The following is a 24,502-nucleotide window of genomic DNA, read 5'->3' as shown; positions in this document are numbered from 1 at the left end:
CGAAACTTGACCGATTCAAGAAAAGCGGGCAGTCTCGCCGCCGTGTCGAACGCATCGGACTACGAGGGCATGTTGCGCGGGGCGTCGCTGCGCGTGACGCGTCCTCGCCTGGCCGTGTTGCAGGCGGTGCACTCCCACCAGCACGCGGACACGGAGTCGATCATCCGTGTCGTGCGGGAGGACCTCGGGGAGGTGTCGCACCAGGCCGTCTACGACGTCCTGCGTGCGCTGCACTCCTCCGGGCTGGTCCGCAGGATCCAGCCCACCGGTTCCGTCGCGCGGTACGAGGCGCGGGTCGGCGACAACCACCACCACGTGGTGTGCCGGTCCTGTGGCGCCATCGCCGACGTCGACTGCGCCGTCGGCTCCGCACCCTGTCTCACCGCCTCCGACGACAGCGGCTTCGTGATCGACGAGGCCGAGGTCGTCTACTGGGGCCGGTGCCCCGACTGCTCATCCACTGATCCCGAGAGGATGTCCCGTGTCTGACGAGCACCCCACCGTCGAGAGCGAGATGAACCGCGAGCAGGACGGCGGTTGCCCCGTCGCCGCCGGCCGCATCGCGCACCCCACCGAGGGTGGCGGCAACCAGAGCTGGTGGCCCAACCAGCTCAACCTGAAGATCCTGCGCAAGCACGCCCCCGCGTCGGACCCGATGGACGACGGCTTCGACTACGCCGCGGCGTTCGCGACCGTCGATCTCGACGAACTCGCCCGCGACGTCGACGCCGTCATCACCACCTCGCAGGACTGGTGGCCCGCCGACCACGGCAGCTACGCCGGGTTCTTCATCCGGATGGCCTGGCACTCGGCCGGCACCTACCGGACCTACGACGGCCGCGGTGGCGCCGGCGCCGGCATGCAGCGCTTCGCCCCGCTGAACAGCTGGCCGGACAACGGCAACCTGGACAAGGCCCGCCGGCTGCTCTGGCCGGTCAAGCAGAAGTGGGGCCGCACGGTCTCCTGGGCCGACCTGATCGTCTTCGCGGGCAACCGCGCCCACGAGATCTCGGGCTTCCCGATGTTCGGCTTCGCCGGCGGCCGCGCCGACGTGTGGGAGCCGGACGAGGACGTCTACTGGGGCTCGGAGAACGTCTGGCTGGGCAACGAGGCGCGCTACGGCGGCAACAAGGACATCGCGCACCGCGAGCTGGAGAAGCCGCTCGGCGCGTCGCACATGGGTCTGATCTACGTCAACCCGGAGGGCCCGGACGCCAGCGGTGACCCGATCGCCGCGGCCCGCGACATCCGCGAGACCTTCGGCCGGATGGCGATGAACGACGAGGAGACCGCCGCGCTGATCGTCGGCGGGCACTCCCTGGGCAAGACCCACGGCGCCGCCAACCCGGACGAGAACGGCAACGTCGGCCCCGAGCCGGAGGCCGCCGACATCACCGAGCAGGGCCTCGGCTGGAAGCAGAACTTCCGCTCGGGCAAGGGCCGCGACGCCATCACCTCCGGCCTCGAGGTGATCTGGACCCGCACCCCGAACCGGTGGAGCCACGACTACCTCAAGCACCTCTACGCCTACGAGTGGGAGCTGGAGCAGTCCCCGGCCGGGGCGAACCAGTTCGTCGCCAAGGACGGCCCGGAGATCATCCCGGACCCGGAGCCGGGCTACCCGAACCGCAAGCCGCGGATGCTGGTCACCGACGTCTCGATGCGGGTCGACCCGGTCTACGGCGAGATCACCCGCCGCTGGCTGGACAACCCGTCCGAGTTCGAGGACACCTACCGTCGCGCCTGGTACAAGCTGACCCACCGCGACATGGGCCCGAAGGAGCGCTACCTCGGCGCCTGGGTCCCGACCGAGGAGCTGCTCTGGCAGGACCCGGTCCCGGCCGTGGACCACGAGCTCGTCACCGCCGACGACGTCGCGTCGATCAAGGCGAAGGTGCTGGAGTCCGGCCTGTCGGTCAGCGACCTGGTCAAGACCGCCTGGGCCGCGGCCTCGTCGTTCCGCCAGTCCGACAAGCGCGGTGGCGCCAACGGCGGCCGCATCCGCCTCGAGCCGCAGCTGCAGTGGGAGGTCAACGACCCCGACACGCTGCGCACCGTGATCTCGACGCTGGAGTCGATCCGGTCCGACGTCAACGGCTCGCTCACCGGCGGGAAGCAGATCTCCTTCGCCGACCTGGTCGTGCTGGCCGGTGCCGCCGCGGTGGAGAAGGCCGCCTCCGACGCCGGGCACACCGTCACCGTCCCGTTCGTCCCGGGCCGGACCGACGCCACCCAGGAGAAGACCGACGTCGAGTCGTTCTCCTACCTGGAGCCCACCGCCGACGGCTTCCGCAACTACCGCGGCAAGGGCCACACCCTGCCCGGCGAGTTCCTGCTCGTCGACCGCGCGAACCTGCTCGGCGTCACCGCACCGGAGATGACCGTGCTGGTCGGCGGCCTGCGCGTGCTGGGCGCCAACACCGGCGGGTCGACGGCCGGCGTGTTCACCGACGAGGTCGGCACGCTGACCAACGACTTCTTCACCACCCTGCTGGGCCCCGACGTCCGGTGGCGTTCGGTCGCCGGCGACGACGACTCCTTCGAGGCCGTCGACGCCTCCGGGAACGTCAAGTGGACCGGCACCCGCGCCGACCTGGTCTTCGGGTCGAACTCCGAGCTGCGCGCCGTCGCCGAGGTCTACGCCTCCGACGACGCGAAGGAGAAGTTCGTCCGCGACTTCGTCGCCGCGTGGGACAAGGTCATGATGGCCGACCGCTACGACGTCTGATCGTCGCGTAGCAGCACGTCACGACGCCCGGGCCGGGTCACCGGTCCGGGCGTCGTCGTGTCCGGGCGGCGCACGCCCGCGCACGACCCCGATCGGCATCTCGACGCATTCCGGACGCCGAGATGCAGCTCAGCGGGCCGGGAAGATCCACTACTCCCGCTGAGCCGCATCTCGGCGATCGGCCCGCGGCCTGACACCCCCGGCAGAGCGCCGGCGGCACACGCGGAGGCGACGGGGTCACCCCAGCCCGTCGAGCACCCCCGCGAGCCCCGTGGGCTCGGACAGCATCGGCCAGTGCCCCGTCGGGAGCCCGACGATCGTCCACTCCGGACCGCCCAGCTCCGCGAAGCCGGGGACGCCCGCGTCGATCGGCTCGCGGACGTCGTCGGGCGCGAAGCTGCAGGCCACGACGGTCTTGGGCAGCGAGGGGTCGGGCGTCCCGCGGCGCGCGCCGGTGAGCACCACCCCGGGCGGCTCGGCCACCGAGCGTGCGCGGACGTCGTCGAACACCGCGTCGGGGACGCCGGCGGTGCTGCTGCCGGCGGCGTCGAGCTCGGCGCGGGTCGGCATCGGCAGCGCGCCGTGCTCGGCGAGGGTCGCCCGGGTCGCGGCCTGCGCGTCCGGCGGGGTGAAGTCGATCTGCGCGACGCCGTCGGGCAGCGGGCCGGTGTCGACGAACACGAGGTGCGCGAGCCGGCCCCGGGCGCGCTCGGCCACCGCGGCGCAGACCGGGCCCGCGCCGCTGTGGGCGACCAGGACGACCGGGTCGCCCGCGTCCCCGAGGGCGGCGAGCACGTCGTCGACGCGGGTCTCCGCGGTCGCGGCGGGCTCGTGGCCGAGATCGAGCGCGGCCACATCGTGTCCGCGGGCGCGCAGGTGGTCCGCGACCGCACCCCACGCCGTCGCGTCGATCCAGAACCCCGGGACCAGGAGGTAGCTCGTCATACCCCGAGCCTCGCGGCGGACGAGGACGGTTCCGGTCCTCGTCCTACTTCTTCTGCTGCTGCTCCGCCTTCAACCGAGCGGCCTCGCGCTGGCTCTCGGCGCGGGTGGCGCGCTCGCGCGCGAGCCACTCGGGCTCCTCGGACTTGATCGCGGCGATCTGTGCGGTGGTCAGCGGCTCGGTGATCCCGGCGCGGGCCAGGCCCGAGATCGACACCCCGAGCCGGTCCGCGACGACCGGGCGCGGGTGCGGCCCGGTGGTGCGCAGCTCGCGCAGCCACTCCGGCGGGTCGGCCTGCAGGGCGTCGAGCTCGTCGCGCGAGACGACCCCCTCGCGGAAGTCGGCCGGGGTGGCGTCGAGGAGCACGCCGAGCTTCTTCGCCGCGGTCGCGGGCTTCATCGTCTGGGCGGACCTCTGGCGCGTCATGTCACCAGGCTATGCGGCTAGCCTCGACCGGTGACCGCCACGTCCTTCCACCTCGGCTACGTCCCGGGCGTCACGCCCGGCAAGTGGACCCGGATGTGGGCCGAGCGCCGCCCCGGGGTCCCCCTGGAGCTGCACACGGTGACCGCCGCCGAGGCCGCGGACCTGGTCCGCGCGGGCACGGTGGACGCCGCCGTCGCCCGGCTGCCGATCGACCGGACCGGGCTGCACGCGATCCCGCTCTACACCGAGACGACCGTGGTGGTGGTCCCGAAGGAGCACGTGGTGACCGCGGCCGACGAGGTGACCGCCGCCGACCTGGCCGACGAGATCGTCCTGCGCACCGGCGACGACACGCTCGACTGGCCCGACGGGCCGCCCGGCCGGGCCGCGGAGTACGCCCCGCCGACGACGGCCGAGGCGGTCGAGATCGTCGCCGCGGGGGTCGGGGTGCTGGTCGTCCCGCAGTCGCTGGCCCGGCTGCACCACCGCCGGGACCTCACCTACCGGCCGCTGGTCGACGCCCCGGGCTCCGGCGTCGCACTGACCTGGCCGGACGCGGAGAACAGCGACCTGATGGAGGAGTTCATCGGGATCGTGCGCGGCCGCTCGGCGCACAGCACCCGGACCCGCCGCAGCGAGCCCCCGGCCGCGCCGGCACCGCGCACCCCGTCGACGGCGGGGAAGCGGCGACCGGCCCGGCGTCGCCGCTAGGACCCCGGACACGACGACGCCCCCGGTGCACGGGGCACCGGGGGCGTCGGACGTATGACGCGGAGGGGTCAGGCCGCGGCGGCGGCCGGCTTCTTCGAGAGCTTCTCGAGGCGGCGCGTGGTGGGCCAGCGGACCGCGGTCGCCCAGCCGAGCTTCTCGAAGCCGCGGATGACGACGGCCGAGATGTCGATCTGGCCCTTCTTCACGCCGTGCCGGGCGCAGGTCGGGTCGGCGTGGTGCAGGTTGTGCCAGGACTCGCCGAAGGACAGGACCGCCAGCCACCAGACGTTGGCGGACTTGTCACGGGAGGCGAAGGGGCGCTCGCCCCAGATGTGGCAGATCGAGTTGATCGACCAGGTGACGTGGTGCAGCACCGCGACGCGGACCAGGCCGGCCCAGAAGAACGCGGTGAACGCGCCCCACCAGGACATGGTGACCAGGCCGCCGACGAGCGCCGGGCCCGCCAGGCTGAACACGACGATCAGCGGGAACGCCTTCTCCACGCGCATCATGTCGCGGTCGGTGAGCAGGTCGGGGGCGAACCGCTTCATGTTCGTGAGGTCGCGGTTGAAGATCCAGCCCATGTGCGAGTGCCAGAAGCCCTTGACCAGTGCCGTCGCGCCGGTGCCGTAGAGCCACGGCGAGTGCGGGTCGCCCTCCTTGTCGGAGAACGCGTGGTGTCGGCGGTGGTCGCCGACCCAGTCGAGCACACTGCCCTGCAGCGAGATGCTGCCGGCGACCGCCAGCGCGATCCGCAGCGGACGGTTCGCCTTGAACGAGCCGTGGGTGAAGTAGCGGTGGAAACCGACCGTCACACCCAGGCCGCTGACCAGGTAGAACACGACGAACAGCGCGACGTCGACCCACCCGAGGCCCCAGCCCCACGCGAACGGGACGGCGGCGAACAGCGCGAGCGTCGGGAGGACGACGAACAGTCCGACCAGGAACATCGCACCGGGCGGGCGCTGCCCGTCCACGATCGGCGCGGGGGTCCGCTTCGCGGAGGTGCTGCGGGGTGGTGCGGCCTCGAGCGTCATGGCTCCACTGTCCCGGCGGCGCCACCCACCGGGCAGTGCGGCTAACCCCCCTGTTGCGATTCGGGTTCCGCTCCGGCCCCGGACTTGACCGGCGAGTAACTTGTGAGTACTGAACGGGGAGTGAAGCTCTCCACCGTCCTCCCCTACGGCGACGACCCGATCCGCAACGCGGACGCCGTCACCGACATGGAACGCGCCGGCCTCGACGTCGTCTGGGCCGCCGAGGCCTACTCCTTCGACGCCGTCTCCCTGCTCGGCTACCTCGCCGCGCGCACCGAGCGGCTCGAGATCGGCTCGGCGATCCTGCCGATCTACTCGCGCACCCCGACCCTCACCGCGATGACCGCGGCCGGCCTCGACGCCCTGTCCGACGGTCGGTTCAGCCTCGGTCTCGGCGCGTCCGGTCCGCAGGTCATCGAGGGCTTCCACGGCGTCGCCTACGACAAGCCGATCGGGCGCACCCGGGAGATCATCGAGATCTGCCGCACGGTCTGGAAGCGGGAGGAGAAGCTCACCAACGACGGGCTCTACCCGATCCCGCTGCCCGGCGGCACCGGCCTCGGCAAGCCGCTGAAGATCATCAACCACCCGAAGCGCGCCGACATCCCGATCTGGGTGGCCGCGCTGGGCGAGAAGAACCTGCAGATGACCGCCGAGCTCGCGAACGGCTGGCTGCCGCACGTCGTGCTGCCGGAGAAGATCCAGGAGGTCTTCGGGCCCGCGCTGGAGGCCGGCTACGCCAAGCGCGCCCCCGAGCTGGGCCCGCTGCAGATCACCGGCGGCGGGATCGTCGCGCTGGAGGAGGAGTTCTTCGAGCCCGCCCGCCAGGCCGCCCGCGGCCTCTACGCGCTCTACATCGGCGGCATGGGCGCGCGCGGCAGGAACTTCTACAACACCGTCTTCGCCAAACAGGGCTACGCCGACGCGGCGAAGACCGTGCAGGACCTCTACCTGGACGGGAAGAAGGAGGAGGCCATGGCCGCCCTCCCGGCCGACTTCATCGACAAGGTCACCCTGATCGGCTCCGAGGGCCACGTCCGCGAGCGGATCGCGGCGCTGCAGGAGAACGGCATCACCCACCTGCACGTGAACCCGATGACCGACGACGTGAACGGCACGTTCGAGAAGCTCAAGACCTGGATGTCCTAGGTGTGGTGACCGGGGACGCCGTCGACGACGCACGGGGCGTGTCGGGTCGATCGGAGGGAGGACCTCCGGGCGACGTGGGTGTGTCCGACGCACTCACCTCGAGACACCGGAGGTCCTCGGCGGCACACCGTCGTGCCCGCACCACCGTCAACGCCCCCGCCTGATCGTGCGACGGTTCCCGGCCGGCCGGCCCGCCGAGCAGCTCGGCGTCCCCGGGCCACGGTCCACAGGTGGATCGACCGTTCGCGCCCCACGCCGGCGGGTTCGCCCGCCACGCCGCGACCTGCGCCGACGTCGCCGCCGACGGTTACCGCGGGTCCCGGCTGTCCGGCCGCAGAGCGGCCGCGTGAGCACCATGCCACCCCCCGACGAGGGGACCTGTGACATTGCACCGTTCGGCCCAGTACCGGGGGGTCGCGTCACGGCTCGTAGGCGGGGTGTAGAGAATGTGTGACGTCATCCACGGTTCACGGCGCCCCGGGCAACCCCCGCCGGGGCACCCGCGACAGGACTCGCGACAGGACGAGGAGCCCGACTTGCTGGAGCTCGCCATCCGGACCTCCGACGAGCCGATCTCCCCCGGTCAGTACCGGCACACGGCGACGCACGCCTGGTGGATGGGGACCTGCTTCGCCCGCGACGAGCTCTGCGTCCACTACAGCGAGCACCTGCTCCAGCAGTGGACCCCGCTCGACCCGGCCCAGGACTGGCTGCTCGACCGCGAGCTGACCGGCCGCGTGCACTGGCTCAGCGGTGACGGCGCAGCCGCGATCGAGGACGGCTTCGACATCGCCGACCAGTGGCCCACCGGCCGCTTCCGCGCCCCGCACGGCGACTTCTACGCCGCGCTCCACGGCCACCGGCCCGCCGCGAAGGTCGGCTCGTGGGCGCACCCGACCGGGGCGTTCCTCGCGGGTCTGCCGCGCGACCCGGCCGCGATGCTGGACCGGCTGATCGCCGACAGCCCGCCCGGCCGCGGCTACACCGGTCCGTTCCCCAGCGCGGTCGACGCGCTGCGGACCTGCCGGGTCCCCGCCGAGCTGCGCGCGGTGCTCTACGCCGCGCTGCGCCGGATGCCGGCCGTCTCCCTCGGCGAGACCGACAACCTCGACGGCGAGCGGCACCCCGCCCTCGTCCACGACGACGGACCGGTCCGCACCGAGCTGCTGATCTCCCCCGTCGACGGGCAGTACGCCGGCGAGCGCGACACCGTCCGCCGCCCGGCCCGCGTCGGCCCGCCGGTCGGGACGGTCGTCGCCGAGACGACGACGCAGACCGCGGTGGTCGACGTCCTCGGTTCCCCACCCGGCTTCTGAATCGTGTCGCTCGCCGTCCGCGCACGGTCGATCACGAAACGATCACGAAGTGGGACCCGGCACACTGCCCCGTCTCGCGCCCGGGGGACTAACCTGATACCCGGTCGCGACAAATCGAGCAGCTATCAAGGCGGTTGACGCAGAGTGTCATCGAGCAGTACCTCCCATCAGGCGAGCGACTTCGGTCCGAACGAGTGGCTCGTCGAGGAGATGTACCAGCGCTTCCAGGAGGACCCGTCGGCCGTGGACCCGGCCTGGCACGAGTTCTTCGCCGACTACGGCAAGGACGGTGAGAAGGCCTCCTCGTCGTCCGTCGGGACCGAGGAGTCGGTCGACACCTCCGGCAACGGGACCGCCCCGGCGGCCTCCTCGGGTGGGGTCACCCGCGGCGCGGGCACCGAGGACGACCAGGGCAGCGGGAGCGGCACGGGGACCGGCGCGGCCGGCTCCGGCGACGCCCCGGCCCAGAAGGCCGTGACGAAGGAGGGGAAGGCCGGGGGCAAGGGCACCGCCACCTCCCGCGACGTCCCGCCGCCGGTCACCCCGAGGGCCGAGCCGCCACCCGCCGAGGAGCGCCTGCGCACCGCGAGCGCCCCGGCCCCGGCGTCGTCGTCGAACGGGACGCCGGCCAAGCCCGCCGCGGGCAGCGGCTCCAAGGCCGCGAAGCCTGCGCAGGACGGGGGTGGCGTGACCACCGTCCCGCTGCGCGGTGCCGCGAACGCCATCGCCAAGAACATGACGTCGTCCCTCACACTGCCGACCGCGACCAGCGTACGTGCGGTCCCGGCCAAGCTGCTGGGCGACAACCGCATCGTCATCAACAACCACCTCAAGCGGACCCGCGGCGGAAAGCTGTCGTTCACGCACCTGATCGGCTACGCGCTGGTCCGGGCCCTGGCCGACTTCCCGAACCTGAACCGGCACTTCGTCGAGACCGACGGCAAGGCCACGGTCGCGACGCCGGCGCACGTGAACCTCGGCCTGGCCATGGACATGGCGGGCAAGGACGGCAGCCGCACGCTGATCGTCGTGTCGATCAAGGGCTGCGAGAACCTGTCGTTCGCCCAGTTCTGGCAGTCCTACGAGGGCATGGTCCGCAAGGCCCGCGACGGCAAGCTGACCGCCGAGGACTTCTCCGGCACCACGATCAGCCTCACCAACCCGGGCACGCTCGGCACCAACCACTCGGTGCCGCGGCTGACCGTGGGCCAGGGCGCGATCGTCGGCGTCGGCGCCATGGAGTACCCGGCCGCGTTCCAGGGCGCCTCCGAGGAGCGCCTCGTCGAACTCGGCATCTCCAAGATCATCACGCTGACCTCGACCTACGACCACCGGATCATCCAGGGCGCCGAGTCCGGTGACTTCCTGCGCCGGATCCACCAGCTGCTCCTCGGCGAGGACGGCTTCTACGACGACGTCTTCGCCTCGCTGCGGGTGCCGTACGAGCCGGTCCGCTGGGTGCAGGACTTCCCCGAGGGCGAGGTCGACAAGACCGCCCGCGTGCTGGAGCTGATCGAGTCCTACCGGACCCGCGGCCACCTGATGGCCGACACGGACCCGCTGAACTACCGCCAGCGCCGGCACCCGGACCTCGACGTCCTCAGCCACGGCCTGACCCTGTGGGACCTCGACCGCGACTTCGCGGTCGGCGGGTTCGGCGGCCAGAGCCACATGAAGCTGCGCGACGTGCTCGGCCTGCTGCGCAACTCCTACTGTCGCACCATCGGCACGGAGTACATGCACATCGCCGACCCCGAGCAGCGCAAGTGGCTCGAGGAGCGCATCGAGGTCTCACACGTCAAGCCGGACTCCTCGGAGCAGAAGTACATCCTGTCCCGGCTGAACGCGGCCGAGGCCTTCGAGACCTTCCTGCAGACCAAGTACGTCGGGCAGAAGCGGTTCTCGCTGGAGGGCGGCGAGACCGTCATCCCGCTGCTCGACGCCGTGCTGGACAAGGCCGCCGAGCGCGAGCTCGACGAGGTCGTCATCGGCATGCCGCACCGTGGCCGGCTCAACGTGCTCGCCAACATCGTCGGCAAGCCGATCAGCCAGATCTTCCGCGAGTTCGAGGGCAACCTCGACCCGGGCCAGGCGCACGGCTCCGGCGACGTGAAGTACCACCTCGGCGCCGAGGGCAAGTACTTCCGGATGTTCGGCGACGGCGAGACCGCGGTCTCGCTGACCGCGAACCCGTCGCACCTGGAGGCCGTGGACCCGGTGCTCGAGGGCATCGTCCGCGCCAAGCAGGACCTGCTCGACAAGGGCGACGGCGGCTTCACCGTGCTGCCCGTGCTCATGCACGGCGACGCGGCGTTCGCCGGCCAGGGTGTCGTCGCCGAGACGCTGAACCTCGCGCTGCTGCGCGGGTACCGCACCGGCGGCACCGTGCACGTCGTCGTCAACAACCAGGTCGGGTTCACCACCGCGCCGGAGCACTCGCGCTCCTCGCAGTACTGCACCGACGTCGCGAAGATGATCGGCGCGCCCGTCTTCCACGTGAACGGCGACGACCCGGAGGCCTGCGTCTGGGTCGCCAAGCTGGCCGTCGAGTACCGCCAGCGCTGGAACAACGACGTCGTGATCGACATGATCTGCTACCGGCGCCGGGGCCACAACGAGGGCGACGACCCCTCGATGACCCAGCCGTCGATGTACGACATCATCGACGCCAAGCGCAGCGTCCGGAAGATCTACACCGAGTCGCTGATCGGCCGTGGTGACATCACCATGGAGGAGGCCGAGCAGGCGCTCAAGGACTTCTCCAACCAGCTCGAGCACGTCTTCAACGAGGTGCGCGAACTCGAGAAGACCCCGCCGGTGATCTCGCCGTCGATCGAGTCCGAGCAGCTCGTCCCGTCCGACCTCGACACCTCGGTCCCGCTCGAGGTCGTCCACCGGATCGGCGACGTGCACGCCAACCTCCCCGAGGGGTTCGCCGTGCACAAGCGGGTCGAGCCCGTGCTGCGCAAGCGCGAGAAGATGTCCCGCGAGGGCGACGTCGACTGGGCCTTCGCCGAGCTGCTCGCCATCGGCTCGTTGGCGATGGACGGCCGGCTGGTCCGGCTCTCCGGTCAGGACTCGCGTCGCGGCACCTTCGTGCAGCGGCACTCGGTCCTGATCGACCGGCACACCGGTGCGGAGTACTTCCCGCTGCGCAACCTGGCCGAGGGGCAGGGCCGGTTCCTGCCCTACGACTCGGCGCTCTCGGAGTTCGCCGCGGTCGGCTTCGAGTACGGCTACTCGGTCGCCAACTCCGACGCGCTCGTCATGTGGGAGGGCCAGTTCGGCGACTTCGTCAACGGCGCCCAGTCGATCATCGACGAGTTCATCTCCTCCGGTGAGGCCAAATGGGGCCAGCTCTCCGACGTCGCGCTACTGCTGCCGCACGGCCTGGAGGGCCAGGGCCCCGACCACAGCTCCGGGCGCATCGAGCGCTTCCTGCAGCTGTGCGCCGAGGGCTCGATGACCGTCGCGCTGCCGTCGGACCCGGCGAACTACTTCCACCTGCTGCGCCAGCACACCCTCGACGGGGTGCGCCGGCCGCTGGTGGTGTTCACGCCGAAGTGGATGCTGCGTGCCAAGCAGGTCGTCAGCCCGCTGTCCGACTTCACCGAGGGCCGGTTCCGCCCGGTCATCGACGACCCGGAGCACGCCGGCAAGGGCGACACCGTCTCCGGTGTGAAGCGGGTGCTGTTCTGCTCCGGCAAGATCTACTGGGAGCTGGCCGCGGCCCGCGACAAGCGCCGCAAGAACGGCGACACAGGTGTGGACGAGGCCGCGCTGGTCCGCGTCGAGCGGCTCTACCCGATGCCGGCCGAGGAGATCGCCGCCGTCCTCGAGCGCTACCCCGAGGCCGCCGGTGACGTCCGCTGGGTCCAGGAGGAGCCCGCCAACCAGGGCTCGTGGCCGTACTACGGCCTGGAGCTGCCGCAGAAGCTGCCCCAGCTGCAGGGCAGCTTGACCCGGGTGTCCCGGCGGCGGATGGCGGCCCCGGCCGCCGGCTCGTCGAAGGTGCACGAGGTCGAGCAGGCCGAGCTGATCGAGAAGGCGTTCGCCGGGTAGGACCACACGACGACGGCCGGGCGGGGACTCCCCGCCCGGCCGTCGTCGCGTCCGGGGTCAGTTCGCCAGCCGGTTCACCCAGGCCTCGACCTGCCCGACGGGCCGCTGCTGCTCACCCTGCTGGGCGGACAGCACGACCAGCACACCGGTCAGCGCCGGGATGACCCACTGGACGACCTTCAGCTTGCGCTGCGCGTCGGCCGCGGCCGACGGTGTGCCCGCGGCCGGGGTCACCCCGCCGCGGGCCGGGTGGCCCTCGCCCTTCGCGGTCTGCGTGCCGAGCACGCCCGCGTAGGCGGTGGCGGCCACGGCCGCGCCGGTGACCACGGACTTCACGATGCTCGCCGCCTTCACCCCCGGCTCGGTGCGGGCCCGGTCGGCGTTCGCGCGCAGCAGCCCGATCCCGCCGACGAGGTGGGCCCCGATCGCGACCGCGTTCACGGGTGCCCAGCGGGCCCAGCCGGCGTTGGCGACGCGCAGCCGCTCGGTCGAGTCGTGGACGTCGTCGGCGGCGCCGTTCACCCCGACCGCGCCCATCAGCGTCCCGCCGAACCAGGCGGCCAGACCGGCGTCGTGCAGGGTGCGGACGACGGTGTTGGTACGTGCCATGGGGATCCCTCTGTTCGCGTGGTACCGCCGTACGGCGGCGACGACGCGGCTACCCGCGTCGCCACCCCGGAAACGGGCTCCGCACGCGGACCCCGGCGCGGAGGTCCGGGTCAGGTGCGGCGCAGCGCCCCGGCGACGACCGCGGCACCGGTCGCGACCGGCACGGCCCACTCCGCCACCCGGATCCGGCGGCGCAGCGCGGCGTCCGGGCCGTCGGGCGTCGCGGCGCGGCGGCCCAGCGCCCCGGCCCAGGCGCTCGCGGCGAGCGCGGCACCGGTCAACGCGGTCCGGGTCGCCGCCGCGGCCGCGACGCCCGGCTCGCGCCGGCGGACCGCGTCGCGCGCCAGCAGGCCCGCCCCGCCCAGCAGGTGCGCCGCCGTCGCGGCGGTGCCGATCCGGCCCCACCCGCCCCAGCCCGCGCCGGCGAGCCGTTCGCGCTCGGCCGGGTCGCCGACCGCGTCCAGTGCGCCGTTGAGGCCGGTGACGCCCATCAGCGAGCCGCCGAACCAGGCGGCCAGGCCGACGTCGTGCAGGGTGCGGGCCACGGGAGGGGTGAGTGCCATGAGAACTCCGGATCGGGGGGACGGCGGGGCCGCGGACGCGGCGGTCCGTCGACGCTACCGAGCGCGCCGCGGCGACGGCCCGTAGGTCAGGCGACGCAGCAGCGTCTCGGCGGGCCCCCGCACCCCGGCCAGGTCGAGCCGGTACGCGACGACGACGGTCAGCAGCCACACCCCGACCGCGACCAGCGACGCGGACCAGCCGGACAGGTGCGCGCCCAGCCCGAGCCCCCAGGCGGTGAGCAGCGGCACGAACAGCAGCGACTGCGCCAGGTAGCCGCTCAGCGAGCGGCGGCCGAGCGCGACCAGGGCCCGGACCGGCAGCGGCGTCGTCGGACGGGTGCCGAGCCGGTGCGCGACGAGGCCGAACACCGCCGCGTAGCCGAGCGCGGCGAAGATCCCGGTGGCGATGTGCAGGCCGGCGAACGCACCCGGGTCCGCCAGCACGACGACGCCGACGTGCACGAGCGCCTGGGCCAGCCCGGCCGACCAGCCGACGGCGACGCCGACGACGGCGGTGCGGCGCAGCAGGGGCAGGTGGGCGCCCGGCTCCTCCAGCACGCGGTGCCGCGCGGCGAGCAGCCCGAGCAGCACCGCGGCGGGCATCACCAGCGTCACGAACGCCCCGGGGATCGCCGACACCCACAGCGCGAGCCGCAGCGGCAGCGTCGCGAGCCAGTCCGGGGTGGCGAGGGCGAGCTGCTGCGCGGCGGACGTCGGCGTCGTGCCACCGGTGAGCTGTGCCAGCACGCCCGTCGCCGCGGGGACGGCCACGGCGAGACCGACCAGGACTCCGGCCCCGACCCGCAGGGTGCGGTCGCTGCGGTGCAGGAACAGCGGCACCAGCACCAGGCCCAGGACGCCGTAGGTGCCGAGGATGTCGCCCTGCCACAGCAGGGCCGCGTGCAGCAGGCCGAGGGCGAGCAGCCACCGGTGCCGGGTGCACAGCAGCCGCCGCGCCTGCGCGTCGGTGCCGCCGCCGGCGATCCGGCGGGCGTACAGCTGCCCGATGCCGTAGGCGAACAGGAACCCGAACAGCGTCCAGGCGCGGCCGTCGACGGCGGTGATCGTCACGACCTGGGCGATCCGGTCGGCGGGGCCGCCGTCGGCGGCGTGCAGCAGCGTGGCCCCCAGCTCGGAGGTGTAGGCGAACCAGGGCGCATGGGCCAGTGCGATCAGCAGCAGCATCGCGCCCCGGGCGAGGTCGGGGGCGAGCGCCCGGTCGCTCACCGGGGTCGGGGCGACGGTCGCGGCGGGCGGCGCGGTGGGCATGGGATCTCCTCACGAGGTGGTGGGGAGACCCATCGGAAACGATGCCGTCGCGTCCGGGTCAAGCGGCGGCCGCCGTATCCTCGCCGGCATGTACTTCACCGACCGCGGCATCGAGGAGCTCGTCGACCGGCGCGGCGACGAGCAGGTCAGCGTCGAGTGGCTCGCCGACCGGCTCCGCGCCTTCGTCGACGCGAACCCGCAGTTCGAGACGGCCGTCGAGCGGCTGTCGAGCTTCCTCGCGCGTGACGACGCCGACGACGAGTAGCCCCGTGACCACAACGACCACAGGGCACGCAGCGACCACTACGTGGGCTGTGTCCGCAAGCGGGACCGGGGCCGGGGTCCGGACCTAGCGTCGCTCCTCGACACATCCGTCGAGGAGGAGCACCGATGCTCATCGTTCTCGGGTCCGCGATGATCGCGGTCTTCATGTACCTGATCCTGTCGAAGCGGCTCGCGCCGACGCTGGCGCTGGTACTCGTCCCACTGACCTTCGCACTCGTGGCGACCGGCACCGGCCTGTCCGAACCGGGTGAGGACGGCGTCGTCGACTCGATCTCGTCCGCGTTCTCCGACTTCGCGCCGACGGCCGTGCTGCTGTTCTTCGCGATCATCTTCTTCGGCACGATGATCGACGTCGGGCTGTTCGACCCGCTGATCCGCTTCGTGCTGCGCACGGTGGACAACGACCCGGTGCGCCTGGTGGTGCTGACCGCGGTGCTGGCCGGTGTCGTCTCCCTCGACGGCGACGGCTCGACCACCTTCATCATCACGGTGTCCGCGCTGCTGCCGATCTACCTGCGGCTCGGGCTGAGCCCGGTGGTGCTGACCGTCGTCGCCAACCTCGCGAACGGCGTGCTCAACATCCTGCCCTGGGGCGGCCCCACGATCCGCGCCGCGACGGTGCTGAACGTGTCGCCCTCGGAGCTGTTCAACCCGATGGTCCCGGGCATGGTGGCCGGCATCGCCACCGTGCTGCTGCTGGCCTGGCAGCTCGGCCGTTCCGAGCGCAGGCGGCTGCTCGCCTCGGGCCGCACGCTGTCGGTCGTCGCCGACGAGATGGTGGCGGTGCGCGAGCCCGCCCTGGTCGGCGGGGGCACCGACGGTACGCACGGCACCGACCGCCCGGCGTCCGGCTCCGCCGGAGGCCCGGCCGACGCGGGCGACCACGCTCTCCAGGGCACGCTGGACCCGAACCGTCCGACGCTGCGGCCGAAGCTGATCTGGTTCAACCTCGCGCTCACCGTCGCGCTGCTGGTGCTGCTGGGCATGGACGTCCTGCCGCTGTCACTGGTGTTCGTCGCGGCCGCCGCGATCGCCCTGGTCGTGAACTTCCCGAAGCCCGAGGACCAGCTCCGGGCGGTGACCTCGCACGCCACCTCGATCGTCGGCGTCGTGTCCATGGTGTTCGCCGCCGCGGTCCTGGTCGGGGTGCTGTCGGGTACCGGCATGGTGACGGCGATGGCGAACGGGATCGTCTCGGCCGTGCCGCCGTCGGTCGGCTCCTGGTTCGCGGTGATCACCGGTGTGCTGAGCATGCCGCTGACGTTCTTCCTCACCAACGACGCGTTCTACTTCGGCATCCTGCCGATCCTCACCGAGGCCGCGGGCCACTACGGCATCGCGCCGGTGGAGATGGCCCGCGCCTCGATCATCGGCCAGCCGGTGCACATGACCAGCCCGCTGGTCCCGGCGCTGCTGCTGCTCGTCTCGCTCGCGAAGGTCAACCTGGCCGACCACCACCGCAGGGTGATCTGGCGGGCCGCGGTCTGCTCGCTGGTGATGCTCGGGGTCGCGCTGCTGCTGGGCGTCGTCCCGCTGGGCTGACCGCCCGCCCACGATCGGTGCCGCGCACGCGCTACGCCGGGGAGGGGCGGGCGGCGACCGCCGGCCCCGGACCCCCGGCGCCACCGGCGGGGCGGGGTCAGTCGTCGTCGCGGCGCAGACGGAACAGCCGCCGGTCGCCCGAGGAGCGCAGCTCGCGCAGGGCCTCGTCGGCGGCCTCCTCCAGCGCGGCGTGCTCGTCGGGGTCGGCCCGCAGGTCGGGTCGCGGCCGGGGACGCCCCGGCTCCTCGGCCGACCACATCAGCCCCAACGCCGCCTCCCAGCGCAGCTCGAACATGCCACGGGCCAGGGTGAGCCGGTCCGCGGCGGCGCGCAGCTCCCGCTCGGTGCCGCGCAGCTCGCGGCGCAGCTCCTCGGCCCGCCGGGCGTCGCGTTCCCGCAGGTCGACGACGGCGCCGGCCAGCTCGGCCACGACCGCGCGGTAGCGCTCCACGGCACTCACATCCCACCTCCGGCGACGGTGTCCGGCCCGCCGCCGCCCGCGTCGGTCAGGATGACCAGCTGCGGGCGGCCGTGCCGGGAGCGGTCGAGGAACAGCGCGCGCCCCGGCGTCGGCGTCCAGTCCAGCGGCTGTCCGCCCAGCAGCGCCACCAGGTCGGTGCCCTGCACGCCGGTCGCCACCCAGGCGCCCAGGTCGTCGATCGCCGCACCCGGCGGGGCCAGCAGCGTCTTCAGCCGCTGCGCGCCCTGCCACCAGCCCAGCACGTGCACCCCGACCCCGGGCCCGTGGCGCAGCAGCGCCCGAAGGTCCTCGGTCCCGGTGCGGTCCAGCATCGACTCCGCCGCGTCGGCGCCGAACACCACCACCAGCAGCGACGCGTGCCCCCCACCGCCGCCCGACGCGGACCGGGCGCGGACCGTCGCCGCCAGCTCGGCGACGCGGGCGGCGAACCCGTCGGCGGACACCTTCTCCACCGTGCCGGGCAGATCCGGGGCGAGCGCGCCCGCGGCGGCCGCCGCGTCCGGGGCCAGCGGCACGAGCACGACCTGCGCGCCGGCCGGGTCGGGCAGCGACGCCGCCACCGAGCGGACGGCCGAGCACAGCAGCGGGACCGCGACGCGGGCCTCGGGCCCGATCACCCCGAGGTTGCGGCCGGGGCCGTCGGACAGCTCGGCGGCCGCGGGGCTGCCGTGCACGTCGACGAACTGCCCGACCAGCGCGCGGGGCACGCCGTCGGCGGGCAGCCGGGCGGCCAGCGCGTCGTGGGAGGGGGCGCGGGCGCCGTCGAAGACGACCGGCTCCGGGGTGTCGGGGAAGTCGGTGAACGCGGTGACCTGGACGTCGCGGACCACCGGGCCGCCCGCCTCGGGCAGCCGGACCACGTGGTTGCCGTGCGCGACGCCCGAGTCGTGGTTGACGATCGCGTGCCAGCGCGGGAGTGCCAGCGCCGCCTCGTTGTCCTGGGCGAGGATCCGCCGCGCGCGGGGCAGCGCGATCCGCAGGACGAACTGCTCGAAGATCGCCGAGCGGCCCCACAGCGCGTCGATGCCGGAGACGTCCTGGCTGGCCAGGACCAGGTGCACACCCTGCGAGCGGCCGCGCCGGGCGACGTCCTCCAGCAGTGCGGTCGCCTCGGCGCTGACCGCGTCGCGGCCGGTGAACAGGAACTGGAACTCGTCGATGACCGCGACGATCCGTGGGAGCCGCAGGTCCGGGCGCTCCACCCGGAGCTCGGCGAGCTTGGTCGCGCCGTGCCGGCGGGCGGCCTCGGCGCGGCTGCGCATGACCTCGGACAGGTGGCGCAGCAGCGCCAGCCCGAACTCCCGGTCGGTGTTGATGTTGACGCCGATCAGCCGGGCCTGCGGGAGCCGGTCGGCGCGGTGGCCCTCCGGGTCCGGGGCGAACGGGGTGAACGACACCCCCTCCTTGAAGTCGAGCAGGTACAGCTCGACCTCGTCCGGGCCGTAGTGCGCGGCGAGACCGGCGATCCAGGCCAGCAGCAGGTTCGTCTTGCCCGACCCGCTGGGCCCGCCGACGAGCGCGTGCGGGGAGTGGTCGTCGAGGCTCAGCTCGGCGGGGATGCCGTCCTCGTGCCCGACGACGACCTTCAGCCCGTCGTGCGAGCGGCCCTCGCCGCGCCGCCGGGGCAGCATGTCCTTGAACGCGCCCAGCCGTCCGCGCCACTGCTCGTGCCCGGCGGCGATCGCCTCGCACACCGCGGTGACGTCGTCGGCCGGTACCGGCGGGTCCGGCTCGACGAGCACGTGCGGCCCGGTCACCGAGGTCCGCACCGGGACCGGCGACCAGTCGTCGGCCGGGTCGACGCCCGGCGGGTCCCCGAAGTCGACGGTCTCCACCGGACGCGGCAGGGCCGCCGGCACGTCGAGCAGCACCAGCTGCACCCCGGCCGCGACACCGCCGCGCGCCACCCGCTGCAGCTGGCGCAGCTCGGCCTCGGGCAGCTCGCGGCCGTTGCCGACGAGCACCGCCACCAGCCACGCCTCGGGCCGCTCCCCCGTGCGGTCGGCGAGCTCGCGCAGCGAGGTGGCGCCGTCGGCGAGCACCCGGGTCTGCACCCGGCGGATCCGGTCCGCGAGCTGGTCCAGCAGCCGGCCCAGCCGGGTCGGGTCGTGCACGGTCAGCAGCCCGGTGCGGGTCAGCGGGTACAGCCCCGGCAGGGCGCCTGCGAGCTGGCCGACGTCCCAGACGTGCACGTTCACCGCGCCGGGCCGGAAGTACCGCACGGTGCGCAGGACCAGCTGCTCGACCATCGCCTCGGCCCGGTCGCGGGAGCGTGGCGTCGACACCACCTGCAGGTGCGCGCCGTCGAGCAGCGGGACCGCGACCCGGAACGGGGCACCGCCCTCCACCGAGCCGGTGCCCAGCACCCACATCTCCGGGACCGGGCCGGTCGGCTCGACGGCGCCCGCGACCGGCCTCCAGTCCGCCGGGGCGTCCCCGGCGGCGCCGGGGGTGGCGTCGGCGACGATCTCCGACAGTGTCTGCGGCGAGTCGCCCTGCCAGCGGTCGAACACGTGCGCCCGGTCCTCGGCGACCCGGGCGAGGACGCCCGCGAGCCGCGGGTTGCCGAGCACCCGGGCCAGCCCCGGGTCGCGGCGCGCGGCGTCGTGCCCGGTCTCGCGCAGCCACAGCTCCGCCATGACCTCGGCGTGCCGGGCCGCAGCCCGGTCGCGGCGGCCCTCCGCCGCACCCAGGGCCCGCGACGCCGCCCGGTGGAACCCGTCGAAGGCGGACCGGATCCGCTCGCGACGGTTCGGACGACGTGCCATCAGGGGCGGGCGGGCGCGGTCAGAGCCGCGAGGCGACGTCGTCGGCGGACTGCATGGCGATGTGCAGGGCCTGCTCGACCTCGTCGATCTTCTCCGACGCGGCGGCGAAGCGGGCGCGGGCGTCGTCGGCGTCGTTCTGGGCGGTGCCGTAGATGTTCTGCGAGAACGCGGCGCCGGCCTCCTCGATGGCCTGGCGGGCGTGCCGCAGCGCGCCGAGGCTCTCGGTGGCCTGCTGGTTGGCCCGCCCGATCCCGGCCCGGATCTCGTCGATGTTCGCCATGCCCACCCTCCGTGCGTGCGCGTGCGGCGACCGTGACCCGGCCGACGCCGCGGTCAATCTATCGGCCGGTCCCGGTACCCGTTCATGGTGCGCCGGGGGTGCACCGCCTGCAACGGCGGGTGCGCCATGCGTCGTAGCCCGTCGCCGCGATCGGGGGGTCCGATACGTCCGTTCGTGACCCTTCCGCGCTGGAATGCACCGCCCCGCTCGCCTAGCGTGCTCGGCGAACCCGCGCGATCCCTCCCACGACGCCGTGATCGGAGACTGTGACGATGGCCTCCCCCGGACCGCAGACGGACTTCCTGGAACCCCCCACCGGCGCGGCGCGGATCCGCTCGATCGGGCCGGGCCTGCTCGCGGCGGCCACCGGCGTCGGCGCGGGCGACCTCGTCGCGACGATGGTGGCGGGGGCGTCGTTCGGGACGGTGCTGCTGTGGGCCGCCGTCGTCGGCACGCTGGTCAAGCTCGCGCTCGGCGAGGCCGTCGGCCGCTGGCACCTCGGCTCCGGCGCGACCATGCTCGACGGCTGGCGGCGGCTGGGCTACTGGGCGACCGGCTTCTTCGGCGTCTACATCGTGGTGTGGGGCTTCGTCTACGGCGCCACCGCGATGTCGGCGGTCGGGCTGCCGCTGAACGCGCTGTTCGGCGGGCTGCCGGTCGGCGGGTGGGCGGCGATCGCGGGCGTCGTCGGGCTCGCGCTGGTGTGGGTGCAGCGCTACCACGCGTTCGAGAAGTTCATGACCGTGCTCGTGCTGATCAAGTTCGCGACGGTCGTGTTCGTCGCGATCCTGGTCGGCCCGGACCTGCCCGCGCTGGCGAACGGGCTCGTCCCGCGGCTGCCCGAGGGGTCCACGGTCTACGTGCTCGGCCTGATCGGCGGCGTCGGCGGGACGATCACCATGGCCGCCTACGGCTACTGGCTGTTCGCGAAGGGCTGGAAGGGCCCGAAGTGGCTGTCGATGATGCGCCTGGACAACGCGACCGGCTACATCATGACCGGCATCTTCGTGGTCTCGATGCTCGTCGTCGGGTCCACGATCCTGTTCGGGGAGAACCTCACCGAGTCCGACAGCGGGCTGCTCACCCTCGCCGACCGGCTCGGCGCCCTCTACGGCGAGCCGGTGCGGATCCTGTTCCTGGTCGGCTTCCTCTCGGTCACCTTCACCTCGCTGCTCGGCGTGTGGAACGGCGTGTCACTGCTGTTCACCGACTGGGTGCGGGCGATCCGGCTGCCGCACGGGAAGAAGGCCGCGATCGGGCCGGAGGTGACGAACGCCGTCGTCACCGGGGAGGAGGACGCCGCCGTCGCGACGCCCGGGCGCGGCGACGGAGAGGGACCCGAGCGCGGCGACGGGCCCGGGCGGCCCGGGGCCTACGAGGCGGCCCGCGCCGAGCGCTCGCTGCCCTTCCGCGGGTACCTGCTGTGGCTGACGTTCCCGCCGATGGCGCTGCTGCTCATCGGGCGGCCGTTCGCGCTGACCCTGGTCTACGGCGTGCTGGGCTCGTTCTTCATGCCGTTCCTGGCGGTCACGCTGCTCCTGCTGCTCAACACCCGCATGGTGGCGCCCGAGGCGCGCTCGCGGTGGCTGTCGAACGCGATCCTGGGGATCTCGTCGGTCCTGTTCGCGGTCCTGCTGGTCACCGACGTCTACGGCCGCCTGACCTGACCCCCCGCCTCACGGCCCCGTCCCTCCTCACGAACGGGTGGGACGGGGCCGGGCGGTCAGGAGATCTCGAGCCGGTCCCCGGTGCGCAGGGTGCCGGTGTGCTCGACGCGGGCGTAGAGCCCCGCGCAGGGCAGGACACCGAAGCCCTCGACCTCGACGCGGTTGCGGTCGGCCGGGCCGCGCAGGGCGTGCGGGGCGCGCGGCAGGTCGCCGTGCTCCAGCGTCGGCACCGAGCAGCGCGGGGTCGGCAGCGTCGCGACCAGCACGACGTCGCCGAGGGTCAGCCGTCGCCCGAGCCAGGTGTTCTCCACGAACGGCTCGGTGCCCGGCGGCGTCGCGACCACGACGTTGGGCCGGTAGCGCAGCGCCTCGACGCCGAGCGCGTCGAGCGTCGCCGTGGTGATCAGGTGCACCGGTGAGTGGTCGACGAACCGGCCGCCGGGTGTGCCCTGGGCGATCTCCAGGGTCGGCGCGTCGACCTCGGCGTCGAGGCCGTGCGCGAGCACGTCCTCCGGGTCCGGCCGTTCGACGACGGCGCCGTCGGCCCGCTGCTGCGCGACGACGACCGGGCGGCCGAGCAGCTCGGCCAGCGGCCCGGCGGCGGCCCCGGCGGCCACGGTGCGGCCGTCGGGGAGGGTGACCCGGACGTCGTCGCCGACGCCGGACGAGGCGCAGCGCAGCAGGGCCCGCCAGTGCCGGGGCTGCTTGGCAGTGGCCACCAGACCGGAGTCGGGGTCGGTGAGCGCGAGCGCCCGGTCGCCGACGACGCCGTGGGTGTCCAGGTCGAGCGCGGCGAGGTCCTCCCCCAGCATCGACTTGACCGGGTAGCGGTGCAGGCTCGTGACATTCATCCTGATCTCCCACAGTGGCGAGACAGTGAGCCTTTGCCAACCTGGTGGACGGGCAGGTCAGGGCCAGTGCGGCGTGGCGTGGCCACGGATGGGTGAAGCTCCTGGTAGACGAGCGGTTGCTGAGACCAGAACGTCCAACCAGGAGCTTCAAGGTGCTGTCCTACCCGTCCGGGATGACCGTGTCCAATCGCGCGCTCAACCTGCTCGCCGACCTTCTGCGTGGGCGCCGCACCGACCGCGGTACCCGCTGGCGCAAGCTCCCCGCCGGCCGCCAGGCCCTGCTCGTAGTGGCGCACCTGCGTAAGAACGACACCTACGCCGAGCTGGCCTGCGGGTTCGGCGTCAGCACCTCGACGGCCTACCGCTACATCCGTGAGGCCCTCGACCTGCTCTCGGCCAAGGCGCCGACGCTGGAACAGGCGATCGAGGTCGCGAAGCGCAAGGCATTCGTCATCCTCGACGGCACCCTGCTGCGCATCGACCGGGTCGGCATGGCCTCGGGGTACGACCGGGCGTTCTACTCCGGGAAACACAAGACCCACGGCCTGAACGTGCAGGTCATCGCCGACCCCGTCGGCCGCCTGGTGTGGATCTCCCCACCGCTGCCCGGCGCCCGGCACGACATGGGCGCCGCCCGCGACCACGGCATCATCGATGCCCTCGCCGCCCACGAGATCCCTGCCGCGGCCGACACCGCCTACCAAGGCGCCGGGCCCACCGTCGCGGTCCCGCAGCGTCGCCGCCGCAAGGACCCCGAAACCGGGAAGTTCCGCAAGCTCTCCCGCTTCCAGAAGGACGTGAACGAGGCACACGCCCGCCGCCGCGGGCCTGGTGAGCGGGCCAACGCCGAGCTCAAGAACTGGCGGGTCCTACGCAAGATCCGGTCCAGCCCGAACACGGCGGACAAGCTCATCGCCGCAGTTCAGACCCTCATGATCGCCAGCGCGTGATCAGGTTGGCAAAGGCTCAGTCTGCTTCTACTCAAGTACGCTCAGGGCGTTCAGCCACCCATGTATTGACACCTAGAGACTGATTCGATTCGATTTCCACAGGCTCCGAATCGACAAACAATTCAACGGTGCCTCCAGTCCGCCGGAACCCCGTGCGACGCACTGTATTGCGGTTTCTGTCATGGCCCGCACCCAACATCTCCTGGACGTGCAGTGCCGCCAACCCCGCCGCCTCCTCCACTGAGGACGGATACGAGCCATCCCGCACCATGCAGCTGCAGTACTCCGAGATGTCGGACTCGTGGACAATGAGCTGCACGGGTCGACGATACGCGAGATCGTCTCGCCCTATAACGCTGAAGACTCCAGCGTCACCCTCGGCCTCCACCTCGAATCCATCGGACTCCAGTCCAGCAATTACCACCCCACTGATCCCGTCAACCATCAAGGACAGTTCCTTACATCAGGATACGCAGTAATGACGTCTCCAGTGGAGAGGACCACGAACATTCGAAAGTTCTGCTGGCGGACAACTTGGTTCGTACGAAGATTCTTGAGGTAGATCACTCGGTTCAAGCACCCCTTTCCATCTCCTGCCGGCCGAGCAACATCAGGGTCTCGCGCGATCGACTCCATCGCAAGATCAGCGACATCTCGCCAGTTCATATATGTCCCGGCCGCCAACTTTTCGAAGTCCACTCGGTGCCTGGCTACGATGTGTCGGTAGCCCACATTAGCGGCTCTTCCGGAAATGGAGTGCAGGTGAGGGCGTGATCGACCGCGCGGGTGGGGTCGTGTCGCTGCGGTGAGGCGGGCCCCGAGAAGTTGATGATGAAGGTTCCTACACCGAACATCGTCGAACGCC

General features: G+C 72.7%; 20 protein-coding genes. 10 read left to right on the top strand and 10 right to left on the bottom strand.

Going from position 1 to position 24,502, the window contains the following annotated elements; genetic code table 11:
* The first annotated feature begins 69 nt into the window (after nt 1-69).
* On the top strand, nt 70-489 hold the full coding sequence (locus WHI96_RS20455; RefSeq protein ID WP_043278241.1) for a Fur family transcriptional regulator: 420 nt from the start codon (nt 70-72) through the stop codon (nt 487-489).
* Nucleotides 482-2,728 (top strand): catalase/peroxidase HPI, encoded by a 2,247-nt coding sequence (katG, locus tag WHI96_RS20450; protein ID WP_425571529.1) that lies wholly within the window; start codon nt 482-484, stop codon nt 2,726-2,728. Before WHI96_RS20455 ends, katG begins: the two co-directional genes overlap by 8 nt.
* 237 nt (nt 2,729-2,965) lie before the next feature.
* On the opposite strand, the gene WHI96_RS20445 is transcribed toward katG, so the two are convergent.
* Complete coding sequence (locus tag WHI96_RS20445) at nt 2,966-3,673, bottom strand: esterase/lipase family protein (RefSeq protein WP_345641939.1); 708 nt, start codon at nt 3,671-3,673, stop codon at nt 2,966-2,968.
* Between the two features lie 43 nt (nt 3,674-3,716).
* On the bottom strand, nt 3,717-4,097 hold the full coding sequence (locus tag WHI96_RS20440) for a DUF5997 family protein (protein WP_345641943.1): 381 nt from the start codon (nt 4,095-4,097) through the stop codon (nt 3,717-3,719).
* 30 nt (nt 4,098-4,127) lie between these two features.
* Here WHI96_RS20440 and WHI96_RS20435 point away from each other — a divergent pair, with 30 nt between their 5' ends.
* Nucleotides 4,128-4,808: a LysR substrate-binding domain-containing protein gene (locus WHI96_RS20435; protein WP_425571530.1), complete on the top strand. Its 681-nt coding sequence runs from the start codon at nt 4,128-4,130 to the stop codon at nt 4,806-4,808.
* A 68-nt stretch (nt 4,809-4,876) separates the two neighbouring features.
* Here WHI96_RS20435 and WHI96_RS20430 read toward each other — a convergent pair whose 3' ends face one another.
* Entirely contained in the window at nt 4,877-5,845 is a 969-nt protein-coding gene (locus tag WHI96_RS20430) for an acyl-CoA desaturase (RefSeq protein ID WP_345641946.1), read from the bottom strand.
* A gap of 120 nt (nt 5,846-5,965) precedes the next feature.
* Here WHI96_RS20430 and WHI96_RS20425 point away from each other — a divergent pair, with 120 nt between their 5' ends.
* The 3 genes from WHI96_RS20425 (at nt 5,966) to WHI96_RS20415 (ending at nt 12,372) form a co-directional block, all read left to right on the top strand.
* Nucleotides 5,966-6,994, top strand: a complete 1,029-nt coding sequence (locus tag WHI96_RS20425; protein ID WP_345641949.1) for an LLM class F420-dependent oxidoreductase — start codon at nt 5,966-5,968, stop codon at nt 6,992-6,994.
* A gap of 536 nt (nt 6,995-7,530) precedes the next feature.
* Nucleotides 7,531-8,310 carry a hypothetical protein gene (locus WHI96_RS20420; protein WP_345641951.1) on the top strand — a complete coding sequence of 260 codons (780 nt, stop codon included), beginning with the start codon at nt 7,531-7,533 and terminating at the stop codon, nt 8,308-8,310.
* A gap of 144 nt (nt 8,311-8,454) precedes the next feature.
* The gene (locus tag WHI96_RS20415) at nt 8,455-12,372 is read left to right on the top strand and encodes a multifunctional oxoglutarate decarboxylase/oxoglutarate dehydrogenase thiamine pyrophosphate-binding subunit/dihydrolipoyllysine-residue succinyltransferase subunit (RefSeq protein ID WP_345641954.1); all 3,918 of its coding nucleotides are present in this window, start codon (nt 8,455-8,457) and stop codon (nt 12,370-12,372) included.
* A gap of 57 nt (nt 12,373-12,429) precedes the next feature.
* Here WHI96_RS20415 and WHI96_RS20410 read toward each other — a convergent pair whose 3' ends face one another.
* The 3 genes from WHI96_RS20410 to WHI96_RS20400 all read right to left on the bottom strand — a co-directional run bounded on the left by WHI96_RS20410 (nt 12,430) and on the right by WHI96_RS20400 (nt 14,813).
* Entirely contained in the window at nt 12,430-12,981 is a 552-nt protein-coding gene (locus WHI96_RS20410; RefSeq protein WP_345641957.1) for a hypothetical protein, read from the bottom strand.
* Nucleotides 12,982-13,091: 110 nt separating this feature from the next.
* Complete coding sequence (locus tag WHI96_RS20405) at nt 13,092-13,544, bottom strand: hypothetical protein (RefSeq protein ID WP_349302432.1); 453 nt, start codon at nt 13,542-13,544, stop codon at nt 13,092-13,094.
* A gap of 54 nt (nt 13,545-13,598) precedes the next feature.
* Complete coding sequence (locus tag WHI96_RS20400; protein WP_345649946.1) at nt 13,599-14,813, bottom strand: DUF418 domain-containing protein; 1,215 nt, start codon at nt 14,811-14,813, stop codon at nt 13,599-13,601.
* Between the two features lie 88 nt (nt 14,814-14,901).
* On the opposite strand from WHI96_RS20400, the gene WHI96_RS20395 reads away from it, so the two are divergent.
* Nucleotides 14,902-15,078 carry a DUF6104 family protein gene (locus WHI96_RS20395; RefSeq protein ID WP_020623156.1) on the top strand — a complete coding sequence of 59 codons (177 nt, stop codon included), beginning with the start codon at nt 14,902-14,904 and terminating at the stop codon, nt 15,076-15,078.
* Between the two features lie 125 nt (nt 15,079-15,203).
* Nucleotides 15,204-16,640 (top strand): CitMHS family transporter, encoded by a 1,437-nt coding sequence (locus WHI96_RS20390; protein WP_345649943.1) that lies wholly within the window; start codon nt 15,204-15,206, stop codon nt 16,638-16,640.
* Nucleotides 16,641-16,737: 97 nt separating this feature from the next.
* On the opposite strand, the gene WHI96_RS20385 is transcribed toward WHI96_RS20390, so the two are convergent.
* From WHI96_RS20385 to WHI96_RS20375, 3 genes are read right to left on the bottom strand one after another with little or no spacing between them, the layout of a single operon-like run.
* Nucleotides 16,738-17,100 carry a hypothetical protein gene (locus tag WHI96_RS20385; RefSeq protein WP_345649940.1) on the bottom strand — a complete coding sequence of 121 codons (363 nt, stop codon included), beginning with the start codon at nt 17,098-17,100 and terminating at the stop codon, nt 16,738-16,740.
* Nucleotides 17,097-19,889 carry an FtsK/SpoIIIE domain-containing protein gene (locus WHI96_RS20380; protein WP_345649937.1) on the bottom strand — a complete coding sequence of 931 codons (2,793 nt, stop codon included), beginning with the start codon at nt 19,887-19,889 and terminating at the stop codon, nt 17,097-17,099. The genes WHI96_RS20385 and WHI96_RS20380 overlap by 4 nt, the downstream gene beginning before the upstream one ends.
* 19 nt (nt 19,890-19,908) lie before the next feature.
* Nucleotides 19,909-20,169 carry a hypothetical protein gene (locus WHI96_RS20375; RefSeq protein ID WP_020623160.1) on the bottom strand — a complete coding sequence of 87 codons (261 nt, stop codon included), beginning with the start codon at nt 20,167-20,169 and terminating at the stop codon, nt 19,909-19,911.
* 272 nt (nt 20,170-20,441) lie between these two features.
* Between WHI96_RS20375 and WHI96_RS20370 the strand changes: the two genes are divergently transcribed.
* Complete coding sequence (locus WHI96_RS20370) at nt 20,442-21,836, top strand: Nramp family divalent metal transporter (RefSeq protein ID WP_345649933.1); 1,395 nt, start codon at nt 20,442-20,444, stop codon at nt 21,834-21,836.
* A 56-nt stretch (nt 21,837-21,892) separates the two neighbouring features.
* On the opposite strand, the gene WHI96_RS20365 is transcribed toward WHI96_RS20370, so the two are convergent.
* On the bottom strand, nt 21,893-22,687 hold the full coding sequence (locus WHI96_RS20365) for an MOSC domain-containing protein (RefSeq protein WP_345649930.1): 795 nt from the start codon (nt 22,685-22,687) through the stop codon (nt 21,893-21,895).
* Between the two features lie 152 nt (nt 22,688-22,839).
* Here WHI96_RS20365 and WHI96_RS20360 point away from each other — a divergent pair, with 152 nt between their 5' ends.
* Complete coding sequence (locus WHI96_RS20360) at nt 22,840-23,637, top strand: transposase family protein (RefSeq protein ID WP_345649927.1); 798 nt, start codon at nt 22,840-22,842, stop codon at nt 23,635-23,637.
* Nucleotides 23,638-24,502: the final 865 nt, after the last annotated feature.

It is taken from the genome of Pseudonocardia tropica (genome assembly GCF_040105315.1).
Taxonomy (GTDB): Bacteria; Actinomycetota; Actinomycetes; order Mycobacteriales; family Pseudonocardiaceae; genus Pseudonocardia; species Pseudonocardia alni.
The sequence above is the reverse complement of the archived record's forward strand: the minus strand, read 5'-3'. Positions and strand labels throughout refer to the sequence as shown.

Excerpts from the sequence above, each read along its gene's own strand:
- WHI96_RS20455 (WP_043278241.1), top strand. The coding sequence starts at position 70 with ATGTTGCGCGGGGCGTCGCTGCGCGTGACGCGTCCTCGCCTGGCCGTG.
- WHI96_RS20445 (WP_345641939.1), bottom strand. The coding sequence starts at position 3,673 with ATGACGAGCTACCTCCTGGTCCCGGGGTTCTGGATCGACGCGACGGCG.
- WHI96_RS20440 (WP_345641943.1), bottom strand. The coding sequence starts at position 4,097 with ATGACGCGCCAGAGGTCCGCCCAGACGATGAAGCCCGCGACCGCGGCG.
- WHI96_RS20430 (WP_345641946.1), bottom strand. The coding sequence starts at position 5,845 with ATGACGCTCGAGGCCGCACCACCCCGCAGCACCTCCGCGAAGCGGACC.
- WHI96_RS20410 (WP_345641957.1), bottom strand. The coding sequence starts at position 12,981 with ATGGCACGTACCAACACCGTCGTCCGCACCCTGCACGACGCCGGTCTG.
- WHI96_RS20405 (WP_349302432.1), bottom strand. The coding sequence starts at position 13,544 with ATGGCACTCACCCCTCCCGTGGCCCGCACCCTGCACGACGTCGGCCTG.
- WHI96_RS20400 (WP_345649946.1), bottom strand. The coding sequence starts at position 14,813 with ATGCCCACCGCGCCGCCCGCCGCGACCGTCGCCCCGACCCCGGTGAGC.
- WHI96_RS20395 (WP_020623156.1), top strand. The coding sequence starts at position 14,902 with ATGTACTTCACCGACCGCGGCATCGAGGAGCTCGTCGACCGGCGCGGC.
- WHI96_RS20390 (WP_345649943.1), top strand. The coding sequence starts at position 15,204 with ATGCTCATCGTTCTCGGGTCCGCGATGATCGCGGTCTTCATGTACCTG.
- WHI96_RS20380 (WP_345649937.1), bottom strand. The coding sequence starts at position 19,889 with ATGGCACGTCGTCCGAACCGTCGCGAGCGGATCCGGTCCGCCTTCGAC.
- WHI96_RS20375 (WP_020623160.1), bottom strand. The coding sequence starts at position 20,169 with ATGGCGAACATCGACGAGATCCGGGCCGGGATCGGGCGGGCCAACCAG.
- WHI96_RS20370 (WP_345649933.1), top strand. The coding sequence starts at position 20,442 with ATGGCCTCCCCCGGACCGCAGACGGACTTCCTGGAACCCCCCACCGGC.
- WHI96_RS20365 (WP_345649930.1), bottom strand. The coding sequence starts at position 22,687 with ATGAATGTCACGAGCCTGCACCGCTACCCGGTCAAGTCGATGCTGGGG.